The sequence below is a fragment of the Methanomethylovorans sp. genome, assembly GCF_041305605.1.
Classification (GTDB): Archaea; Halobacteriota; Methanosarcinia; order Methanosarcinales; family Methanosarcinaceae; genus Methanomethylovorans.
Genome location: NZ_JBFYLB010000080.1, coordinates 1 through 11285 on the forward strand (window position 1 = coordinate 1; position 11285 = coordinate 11285).

Below are 11285 nucleotides of genomic sequence, written 5' to 3' on the forward strand. Positions count from 1 at the left end.
CCCCTGACAGTGTATACATCCACGGAACCATACAGTATAACTGACATGGAATCCTCCGGATCGAACTTCAGACTGCGGTTTGTCTGCCTGAAACTAACGCAGCTTATCTGGCTCCCCCGATCCTTCAGAGTAAAATAATAATGGCCTGAGCTATGTTTTTTAAGGTTAGAGATCTCACCGCGCACCCATACCTCCCGCAGTCTGGGATCATTGACCAGCAGAGACCTTATGGTTTCATTGAGCATTGAAACGCTAAATATTCCCATTGGATTCTCAGACATCATAGATGAGGAGGAATTCACTACTATTTATGTTGATGCAAGGATAGTGAAAGTGTTAGTGTTTTATAATAATACCAAGGTTTAAATAAGTTTATTCTAATCTAGAAATGTCGAATTTGAGGGATAGAGAGATAGTTCTTACGCTTTACAGCTTTTCTTATACGGAGCTATGATCATGGCAAAGAATGCATTAATAACCGGAATTACTGGACAGGATGGATCCTATCTCGCAGAGTTACTGTACAATAAAGGATATAATGTGTACGGACTTGTGAGAAGGCTCAGCACCCCCAATACCACCCGGATAGACCACATAATAAATAATATAGAATTACTGCAGGGAGATCTTACCGACCAGTCCTCCCTGAGCGAAGCAATGCGCATAGCACAACCTGATGAAGTATACAATCTCGCGGCTCAGTCCTTTGTGGGAACTTCATGGAACCAGCCTGTACATACCGGAGATGTGACAGGGTTGGGAGTAGTGAGAGTACTGGAAGCTGTGAGACATGTAGTACCGCATGCGAGAGTTTACCAGGCATCATCCAGCGAAATGTTTGGCAAGGTCCAGGAAAACCCGCAGACTGAGAGCACAAAGTTCTATCCCAGAAGCCCGTACGGAGTAGCTAAAGTATATGCATACTGGACCTGCGTCAACTACAGGGAAAGCTATGACATGCATATCAGCAATGGCATATTGTTCAATCACGAATCTCCACGCAGGGGCATTGAATTTGTGACAAGGAAGATCACTGATAGTGTTGCACGCATATACCATGGTCTGGAATCAGAACTGCGTCTGGGAAACCTTGATGCAAAAAGGGACTGGGGATATGCAGGAGATTATGTCGATGCTATGTGGCGTATGCTTCAACGGGATGAACCCGGAGACTATGTTATAGCCACTGGTGAGACCCATTCAGTGGAGGAATTCGTACAGGAAGCATTTGCTATAGCCGGCCTGGACTGGAAAGAATATGTGGTCATCGACCCCAAGTTCGTAAGGCCAGCAGAAGTACAATTATTATTGGGAGACCCATCCAAAGCAAAGAGGGAACTTGGCTGGGAACCAAAAGTACACTTTAAGGAACTTGTCAAGATGATGGTGGAAGCTGACCTGGAGAGGCTGGAACCTGTGAACAGGAAACACTGAACCCGGTTCATCTTTCATTTTTTATACCGTTTTGATCAGGATGGCAGTGCACCATCCTTTGAATTCGCATGGCATTTTGAGGGAAATGCCTGGGAAAATGGAAAAATGGAAAAAGTGAAAACATGGACGAGAATAGATTTCACGTAATGGTAGGCACAAAAGGGCAGCTTATAAAAATGGCGCCCATTATGCTGGAAATGGACAGAAGAGGAATAAAGTACAATTTCATCAACGCAGCTCAACACACAAAAATACTTTATGATATAATTGGTGTTTTTGGCCTGAAACAACCCGATATTGTACTTAACAAGAACAATAAAGATGTTGCCAATGTCCTGGACATGGCCGTCTGGTTATCAAAGGTGACACTCAGCTCTTTTTCACAGGATGGACTGCCGAAAAAGAATGACATTTGCCTTATTCATGGTGACCCTATACCTGCTTCTTTTGGTGCTGTTCTGACAAAATTACACAGAGCTAAGATCGCACACATCGAATCAGGAGAAAGGACACATAACATTTTCAATCCATTCCCGGAAGAACTGTCCAGAAGAATGATAGACTGGATGGCCGATTACCTTTTCACCTCTTCTGAAGAATCGTATAACAACGTCATTAAACAGGGAGTAAAAGGAGAAATAGTCAATCTGGGATATAACACTGTGATCGATGCAATACGTTTCGCCATAGCTAATTCTCACAAGGTCACTTTCAAACCCGAGCCCGGATATGTACTTGTCAATGTGCACAGGGTGGAGAACCTTTATTCAAAAGAAAGATTGGAACTCATCATGTCTACGGTCGAAAAGATCGCTAAGAATGAAAGAGTACTGATGATCATGCATGAGCCCTTAAAGAACAAGCTTATGAAAACGGATATGCTTGAAAAACTTAAAGGATATGAGAACTTCCAGATGATACCGCTCCAGGATTATGTCACAAACATCAATCTGATAAAGAACAGCAAATACATAGTCAACGATGGAGGAGCACCACAGCTCGAATCGTACTTCCTTAGCAGACCATGTCTGTTGATGAGGGGGTTCATGGAACAGAACGGTTATCCTAATGTATGCCTTTCTAAATATGAAACCAGCATCATAGACGATTTCCTGCAGAACTACAACAACTATGTGTTCGATGTGGACATCAATGCTCTAAAGAGTCCTTCCAAAGAAATAGTCGATATATTAGAAGAGAAAATGATCCGCCTGAAGAACTCATGAAACTTAAAGAGAACTTATCAACACTTGCGATAATTCTACTTCTGGCCCTGCTGTTCAACTATTATACCTATGTTAACAGCGAGGTCAGCTACAGAGTAGCTGATAGTCCGGATGAGAATCTTGCCCTCGTTTTTTCAAAGCTCATTGCAGAAGACTCATCTTTAGTATGGCATTCTGAGATGAACGAGAAATATAATGTCAGTTACTTCAAGCCAAGGAACTCAATCGACATCGGTGGGAATAACTATATAGGGCCATACGTTGGTTTCCAGATGTTGCTGGCTACCGCAAGGTTGTATGGGTTTTTAGATTACATAGTACCTCTGGCGGGGTGCATAGGAGTATTGTTCTTATACCTGCTTGTAAGGAATATATTTGACGAAAAAACCGCGATCATAGCAGCATTGTTTTGGGGACTGAATCCCTCCTATGTGTTCTTTTCCAATACGTACTACAGCAATATTCCTGCAGTGACCTTTTCTATCATTGCACTTTATTGTTTCCACAAAGGTATTCAAACCGGAAAGAACGCATATATTGGCTGTGCCGGCCTGTTCTGTCTTTATGCTGTTTTTACCAGAACTTCAGAAATAGTAATATTCGGATCAATATTAATTGGCCTTCTTGCTGTAAGGTGGGGATCTACCAAAAAGATACAACTGAAAGAGATGCTCATATTTATGGGCATCTTTTTAGTACTGCGCATCTTATGGACAGCATCCAACTCTTCCCTTAATGCACAAACCGTGGATATTAATACAGGAGGAGGAGGGATTGGATATCAGTTTGAATATCTCATTAACAACATAGGAATATATGCCAACTCTTTCATGGATTACATAGTAGGTTATCCACCTCTGCTTTTCGTTCTTGCCTGCTTTGGAGTCATATATATATATTCTTCAAAGGACAAAATGCAGCAGTTCTTTACACTTTTCTTCATCGGTTTATTCCTGCTATTCTTTGGCCTGTATGGCTTCAGAGGTGAGACCTGGGGATTTGAAAACGTATCCATAGACTCCTCTATGGCACGCTATTTCCTGATCAACTACGCAATAATGAGTATATTTGCTGCTGCTTTTTTAACAAGCTTTTTCAAGAGACAGGATCACTCAAGAATTGTTGCTTTGTGCTTGCTGCTTATAGTACTCACTTCCACAACTACGATATTTGAGAGTGACAATAATCTTATAAGAGCAAAAGAGAGATTAAATAGCTGGGGAAGCCTGAACAGGGAAACGGTCAATACCACTCCTGAGAACGCTGTCATTTTCACACGGGCTTTTGACAAGGTTTTCATGCTGGAACGTCAGGTAGCTGTGTATAGGACAGAAGAAGAACTCAGAGCACAACCTGACATGGCATATTGGTACACGCCTGCAAATATAGAAAAGGACCTTGTACCACTCATAGATAAAATGCTATCAGATGGAGTTCCTGTTTACGTTACACAGGAGGCTACCGAACTCTTCCAGCATTTAGAGAAAAACGACAGATACAAACTGATAGCCGTCACTAAAAACAATATGATCTGGAAAGTAGAGAAAATAAGTTAACTGATGGTCATATCCTTTTTTCTGCAATTCCCGGGGTATCCCTGATACGTCTTGCAGGCACTCCTGCATAGACACCGGATGGATCAAGTTTACCTTTAACTACAGCACCCGCAGCTATAATGCAATTGTCTCCAACTTCTGTGCCGGGTAATATAGTAGAATTAGCTCCTATCCATACACCATTACCGATAATTACATCCTCTCCAATGACGGTGAGCCCATCTTCACCTACACGGTCCTTTTCCAGATGGGTACTTGTAGTCACCAGGACATTAAAACCGATCGAACAGTTGTCTCCTACTGATACCCGACCAGAGCAATCGAACTGCACACCACGGTTTATAAAACAATTCCTTCCGATAGAAAGCTTCCCGAATGAATTAATATAAACATTCTTTCGGATGCGGGTACCACTTCCAACGCGTGCTATCGGCCTGACAAATAAAGTTCTTACTATGGAACATAGACTCACATCCGGAAATAGATTCGCCAGAAAAAGGTAAGTGTACACATAGATCTCCTCTAACGTTTTGCGGATACCAAGTTTGATCATAGCGAATGCGGACATGATATTTCCTTTTAATGATTGTATTTCCTGTAAACGTATAAGAACGATACAACAAGTCCCAGCAAGCAAGATATACATGTAGCCATAGCCGCACCGGCAATTCCGTACAGAGGAATGAAAGATCGGTTGAGAAGTACATCAAGTACAAGGACGAGCAAGCTCATGATCATTGAAACACGTGGTTGCCCGCTTCCATTGATCACAGTAGTGAACAAGGAGAACAAACCGAAGAAACCCATACCTATAGTAAGGACTCCCAGTGCAGTGGAACCTGCAGAGTATTGGTCCGAAAAGAGAAAACTAAGAACTTGTCTCGAAAAAAGGACTACGAATAAAGTAGAAGGAACAAGAATAAGCATGGAATATTTCACTGACTTAATGATCTGCAGGGTCATCTGTGATCTGTCATTGTGCACCGACATACTCGAAATTGCAGGGAACAGAGCTCCATATATACCGGCAATAACGTAGAAAGGCACTTTTGAAATAGTGGAGACTGCAGAGTATATACCTGCGTCCATATCTGTCAGATATGCCTTGACAAAGAAAAGATCAAAGCTCATTATCAGGTTCGTAGCTACTGAATAGAACACAATGGGAGTTGCAAAATCCAGTATTGTCTTTGCAGATATCATACTGTGCCCATTGTCCGACGCAGGCAATCTTTTATCAGCGGAATGGACAAAATAGAACCCCAGGATCAAAACGGCTACTGAGGATATTATAAAACCAGTTATTGCACCGTAAAGTGCATACGAGGTTAATGCAAAACCGAGTATGAACACAACTTTAAAAACTGAATAGAGAATGATCATTAACGATTGCTTGCCATACTCCTTTAACCCATTAAAATAGCCGACAAAAAGAGCATGTAACGCGTATGCCGGGACAATAAAAGAAGACAGCCGCAGATATGGGGCCATACCCGGATCGTTCAACAACGTTGCAAGCTGGCCGGCAAACGAATAATAAATGATGAACAGAATTAAACTGAATGTTAATTGCATCTTCTGTGCGGTTCGCTTAACATGTAATTCATTCCCGTCCCCATGGGCCACATATTTGGAGACGGCCTGGGGTATACCGGTTGAAAGGATAAGATTCACCATTGTCATAAGAGAAATGACAACTGCATATACGCCATAATCCGCCGGGCCTAGAAATCTACCTAATCCAATATGTGTTGCATATCCGGAAAGGACAAAAGAGATCTGAGCTGCTATTAAATAGATAGTTCCATGCCTTAAACTCTGTTTCATTTTTATTTTTGAACACATCCCTATTTAATATCTGAAAAATAGGATCTTCAGAGGCCTACCACATACGTGTGCAAATGTTGCGATAATTTATAAAACTTGCCTGCTTTTTTCACTACAAAAATGCATTTACATAAGGATACAGTGAAGCAAAATGGATATCCAAAAGATCCTTGAAAACGTATTCATAAAACTTACAATAATATCACTGCTACTGCTATTGTTCACTATCCTTACCGACTTTTATATACTGAGGATCGAGATGTTCATACTGATCCTTCCGCTGCTTGGCATACCTTTTATCAGAAATTCAGATGGGGAAAGAGGTAAAAGAAGAATTGACACAAGGATCGTATGGATAGTGCTTGCATCTGTATTCATATTGTCCTTTTTCATTCGTTATTATCCATATTTTTGGACAAATGTGCCACCTGGATATGATCCCGGCCTGTACAAATATGGTATGGATACATATATCGCAAGCCTTCCTGATATCCCGGAAAGCACATTGCCGGGATGGTTCAAAGAAATGTTTCCCCAGGGAATATTCTTACTTGGTGATCTGCTATATGTAGTTGCAGGCTTTAGATCCACAGAGATCATAAAAATATTCACACCTCTTGTATGCGGACTTATGGTTTTGCCTGTGTTCGCAGTATCAAGAAATATTTATGGCCACAGAGGTGCGCTCATCTCTGCGGTCATTTATCTGCTATCTGCAACCCAGTATGTGCTTTTTGAATATTCTTACCTGAAGAACATACTAGGACTCTTTCTTATATTGATCGCCATACTTCTGCTGCAAAAAGAAAGATACATTGCCGTAGCCATTATTTATGCAGCTTTGAGCATATACCACCGGCCGCATTTTCTCCTTTTGTCTTTAGTTTTGCTATTCTGGTTACTTGAAACAAAAGATTCAAAAATATACCTTACCTTCATGATAACTGCTGTGCTGATGTTACCTTTTTGGATACCCAGAATGGAACTTGGTATCTCCATGCTAAAAGGCCTATTAGACGTTGCTTTAAGCAACTTTAGTGAGGACATGGACACCCAGGGAGGAACTTTTTTAACTTTTTCAAGATACGGATATTTATCGCTGACCTACGTAACATTCGGCATCCTGGGTTTCATGCATATGATTTTGAATAAAAGAAAGGACCCTGTATTTTACTTCACATTAATTACCGGTACACTGGTTATATTCAGAATCGTTTTTTTCAGAAGATACCTTGCAACCCTTGACATCCTGCTGATCATATTGGCCGGAGGTTATATCGAAAAGATACTCCTCGAACAAAGAAAAGAGATCATGAGATATGGAAATATTATCCTTCTGTTGATAGTGCTTACTGGCAGTGCACTCGTATACGGACAAATGACAGAGGATAGCAGGCTTATTTCTGATGGTAATCTTCGCGATATCGAATGGATGGCCGACAATATAGACCCGGGAAGTTACATCCTGACAACTTCCTATAATGCACCCTGGGTTCTTGGATGGGGAAAACACCCTGTGATAGCTCCGGGGCTTTTCCAGTGGGATATTTACAGGCAAGAAGAGTGGACCGAGTTCTTCAGTACATCTGACCCGCAGCAGACAATAAAATTCATTTCAAAGTATAAAGAGATAATTTATATATATAACTCCATGGATATAAACGATATAGAACTGGACAAATATTCCGGCAAGGAATTCCAATTGATAAGAGAAAACAAAGCTAAAGTTTATAGATATACCGGGTCTGTTCAATGAAATACGCTAAATTACTGATGATACTACCTTTACTGCTGGTAGCGTACGTGCTATATCTTAACATAATTAACTTTGATTTTTCGAATGAAGAGGATGATAACTCCTACTTTATTGACATCGGCGGACTAAATGATACTCAGGGCAATGTAAAGCTGACAGGGCCAATGGAAAGGATATCCGAACGGATAACATACTCTGGAAATGGAACAAACGTGACCTACCGGGAGCTTAATAGCAGTCTGATCTACCTTCAGGTAAATAACCCATCGATCAACGATCATTCCAAAGTCAAGGTTGAAATCCGGTTCAAGGATGAATTCCCCATGGGCTACTCCTTTAATGTTGGTTGCAGGAACAGCACTGTATGGAGCTATGACTGGAAAACTGTATACAACCCGTTACATTTCAAGGTTGATTCTTCGTTCTTTGAAGTTGGCAATGATACTGACTACACTGTATATTCCACTGAACCTGTCAACTCCACTAAAATAGATGTGAGTGAATTTTTCCGTAACCCACCTGAAAATTCAGTTATCGCCGCAGAAGGGAATCCTGATATAAATATATTCCCAAATACACTAAACTCCGAAAAAGATAGTGTTCTTGTGGATTGCACCTTCAGGGGAGATCACGCATTTTATACGTTCGTAGATGATGGACCTTTTGAGCTCATCCTTAAAAAGCAGGATCTTAACCTCTATAATGGAGAAGATGAACTGAAAGTGATGGTGTATGGCCAGGATGGTACCATCGTTGCTAACTCATCTGTACCTGATGATGGAGATACAACTAACAGCTCAGCAAAAGGAGCTACGCAGACGATCAATATTAGCCTCCCCGAAATAGAAAAAGGCGTATATAAAATTGCACTCGAATCTGCAGATGACCTTACGATCCGAAGTATATATGTTACATCTGGAAACTTTGTAGTGCAGGATACTGTCTTTTCTCTTTCACCCTGTATACTGTACACACGCCATTCGGAAGGAGGCTATCTGGACCTGATAACGTACTATCAATCCGGGCTTCAGGATGTGAAAATCGGGAATACGACAGTTCCTATCAAAGAAAAAAATATCAAAAACAGGGTATTGATCCAGCCATCACAAAAAATGTATGATGTAACTTGTCCAGCCGGAAATCTGAAAGTGATATCATCTGCCTTTTTTTCATTCACTCATGAGTCCTATTTTGAACCTTTCCGATGTCATGTGATTCCTTTAGGTAACGATCTTGATCATATAAAAAGTGAGAAAGTGGATTATATTGTTATTAAAAATCTTGACAATAAGCGTGACACTGGTGGATGGATCATTGCAAATGCAACCTGGGACCTCAATGAACTTTACCTTGGTGAAAATACTCTGAATATTGTATTGAATGCCGAACATCTTGCAAGCAGGAAAGAAAAGATCCCTATTGACTGGATTGAAATTAGCTTTGAATAGTGGAGGCACAGATGATAACAAAAATATTTGCAATAGCACTTATCCTGTGCTCACTTACCGGAGCATCACTGGCAGGAGAGATAAGAGGACCAGTTTTTCCGGCTCACTTTGATGGATCTTCATACAACATAACCGGTAACGACGCTCCATCCCTGCTGGAGGCAGGGGAGACGATCAGAATTGATACATCTGATGGGTACAATATAGACCCGGAGCATTTCTACTATGTGGGAATAAACAATGGTAAAACCATTCCTTACCTTGGGTCAGAATATTATGTAGAGAGCATAGGTAATGAGGCCATACTTAAACAAAAGGTATGGGAAAAAGACGGGATTAGCATTGCTGAAGGGAGACCTAAGTTACTGAGCCGTGGGTACTCAATACTTGTCAGTGATCACTCCAGAGAGAAAGACCAGATCGATCTGGTATTGAAAAAAGATGGGGAGATCATAGATCAGGAGGTTATGGACATAGGTTCCCAGGTCAATTTTACGACCGAATATGCAGGAAATGAAATAGTTATTTTTACAGGTTCTTTTACTGGTTTTTTTGATGATGAAGAGAATAATTCATTCAGGATAAGTAACGCAAAACTATGGGATATGACTATTGTAAAGGATGGATATTCACCTGATGGTGTATTCATAATTAAGCTTAAAGATGCAGATGATGATGGGGACATTGACATCGTAGGAGAAATAAGGGAAGAAAAAAGCCTTGACCTGAACAATGATACAGTGGTACCGATCTTTGGAAAGGGTTTTTTCATAAAAACGGGTACTTTTTATGATATGTTCTATGAGGAGTTGGAGTACTATAATCTACTTGCACAGAACAAGCAATATAAGATATTCAAAACGGACGGGTATGAAGATATCGAAAGTGCTAATAAATTCCTTCAGAATCCCCCTGCATCAACTATTGCAGTTGGTCCCGGAGTAACAATTAACACAACATCTTATGTTCAGGATGATACTCCGGAATTCAGCATGCAGTATCTGCTAAGAGGCGGGCACACATTCTACACATACATTCCAGCTCAGGGGATCACACTTTCAGTCGGGAAAAAAGATATGAACAATTACGTAGGAGCAGATGAACTGAAAGTTAATATATATTCAATGGGAGGGGATGCAGTTGCGTCTATGAAACTGGCTGATGATGGAGATACTACCAGCAGTCGAGTAGCCGGTACTGAGCAGACTTCATCACTCCTTATATCTGATATTGAACCTGGGAATTACAGGATAGATATGACAGCAGGAACTGACCTGTATATCAGCACATTGAATGTATCAAGTGGTAAACTTGTCGCCAAGGATAGTGTTTTTCTAATATCCCCAGGTGAAATTATGGCTTCCTCGAGACATGGAATGGATATCTGCTTCAAAACCTACCATAACGCAGGTCTGCAAACAATATCAATAACCGGACCTGATTTCAACAGAACTGTGAATGTAAACGCTACTGCCACATGCTTCTCTGTAAACCTGCCTTATTCAGATACCCCGTACAGTATTCATGCGCCTAAGGGAGATATAATATTAAGTACAAATGGATATATGGCGTTCACTGAAGCCTCTTTCTTCAACCCGATTTCCTGTGAGCTGTTTAACTTACAGCGAAGCAGGGAATGGATACAGGAAAACGATATAGACTATATAGTGGTACCAGCATCAAGGGAACAAAAAGGATTTTACATTTACAAAGAAGTGGTATCCGAATACGAAGAAGAATCTTCTTTAACTCCCTGGACCCTTGACCGTGTGGACACTTTTATGTCACCGGGATTGTTCTATTTTGATTTTGACAAATACCATACATACGAGTATATAAGACTGGATACGACAGGTCCGAGAATTGATGGAAATAACTTTAGTTATACTTCACTTCAGGTCACCACCCTGAATGAACAGGGAGATGTTACAGACAGATCTATTGCTCTGCTTGGAGAACCATATAGTGTCTTGTACATAGATGATGAAAAAGCAATTTTGGGTAAAAAGACTGCAAATGGAGCAACGGCAACACTTTC

At 40.8% G+C, this 11285-nt stretch carries 9 protein-coding genes; 6 read left to right on the forward strand and 3 right to left on the reverse strand.

Translation table 11 applies throughout. From position 1 onward, the window contains the following. A partial coding sequence (locus ACCM36_RS05170) for an exodeoxyribonuclease VII large subunit (RefSeq protein WP_370572684.1) occupies window positions 1–281 on the reverse strand: 281 nt, incomplete at its 3' end. 175 nt (window positions 282–456) lie between these two features. On the opposite strand from ACCM36_RS05170, the gene gmd reads away from it, so the two are divergent. From gmd to ACCM36_RS05185, 3 genes are all read left to right on the forward strand, one after another. Further along, on the forward strand, window positions 457–1434 hold the full coding sequence (gmd, locus tag ACCM36_RS05175) for a GDP-mannose 4,6-dehydratase (protein WP_370572685.1): 978 nt from the start codon (window positions 457–459) through the stop codon (window positions 1432–1434). A 122-nt stretch (window positions 1435–1556) separates the two neighbouring features. Further along, entirely contained in the window at window positions 1557–2660 is a 1104-nt protein-coding gene (locus ACCM36_RS05180) for a UDP-N-acetylglucosamine 2-epimerase (protein ID WP_370572686.1), read from the forward strand. Continuing rightward, a complete protein-coding gene (locus ACCM36_RS05185; protein WP_370572687.1) occupies window positions 2657–4216 on the forward strand; it encodes an ArnT family glycosyltransferase in 1560 nt (519 codons plus the stop codon). The genes ACCM36_RS05180 and ACCM36_RS05185 overlap by 4 nt, the downstream gene beginning before the upstream one ends. A 7-nt stretch (window positions 4217–4223) precedes the next feature. Here ACCM36_RS05185 and ACCM36_RS05190 read toward each other — a convergent pair whose 3' ends face one another. Further along, on the reverse strand, window positions 4224–4784 hold the full coding sequence (locus ACCM36_RS05190) for a DapH/DapD/GlmU-related protein (RefSeq protein ID WP_370572688.1): 561 nt from the start codon (window positions 4782–4784) through the stop codon (window positions 4224–4226). 11 nt (window positions 4785–4795) lie between these two features. Next, a complete protein-coding gene (locus ACCM36_RS05195) occupies window positions 4796–6043 on the reverse strand; it encodes a flippase (RefSeq protein ID WP_370572689.1) in 1248 nt (415 codons plus the stop codon). A 151-nt stretch (window positions 6044–6194) separates the two neighbouring features. Here ACCM36_RS05195 and ACCM36_RS05200 point away from each other — a divergent pair, with 151 nt between their 5' ends. The 3 genes from ACCM36_RS05200 to ACCM36_RS05210 all read left to right on the forward strand — a co-directional run. Next, window positions 6195–7799 (forward strand): hypothetical protein, encoded by a 1605-nt coding sequence (locus tag ACCM36_RS05200; protein ID WP_370572690.1) that lies wholly within the window; start codon window positions 6195–6197, stop codon window positions 7797–7799. Beyond that, entirely contained in the window at window positions 7796–9247 is a 1452-nt protein-coding gene (locus tag ACCM36_RS05205; protein WP_370572691.1) for a hypothetical protein, read from the forward strand. The genes ACCM36_RS05200 and ACCM36_RS05205 overlap by 4 nt, the downstream gene beginning before the upstream one ends. Before the next feature lie 11 nt (window positions 9248–9258). Further along, window positions 9259–11285: hypothetical protein (locus tag ACCM36_RS05210; protein WP_370572692.1), on the forward strand; the 2027-nt coding region annotated here is incomplete at its 3' end.

Excerpts from the sequence above, each read along its gene's own strand:
- ACCM36_RS05205 (WP_370572691.1), top strand. The coding sequence starts at position 7,796 with ATGAAATACGCTAAATTACTGATGATACTACCTTTACTGCTGGTAGCG.
- ACCM36_RS05200 (WP_370572690.1), top strand. The coding sequence starts at position 6,195 with ATGGATATCCAAAAGATCCTTGAAAACGTATTCATAAAACTTACAATA.
- ACCM36_RS05185 (WP_370572687.1), top strand. The coding sequence starts at position 2,657 with ATGAAACTTAAAGAGAACTTATCAACACTTGCGATAATTCTACTTCTG.
- ACCM36_RS05190 (WP_370572688.1), bottom strand. The coding sequence starts at position 4,784 with ATGTCCGCATTCGCTATGATCAAACTTGGTATCCGCAAAACGTTAGAG.
- gmd (WP_370572685.1), top strand. The coding sequence starts at position 457 with ATGGCAAAGAATGCATTAATAACCGGAATTACTGGACAGGATGGATCC.
- ACCM36_RS05195 (WP_370572689.1), bottom strand. The coding sequence starts at position 6,043 with ATGAAACAGAGTTTAAGGCATGGAACTATCTATTTAATAGCAGCTCAG.
- ACCM36_RS05180 (WP_370572686.1), top strand. The coding sequence starts at position 1,557 with ATGGACGAGAATAGATTTCACGTAATGGTAGGCACAAAAGGGCAGCTT.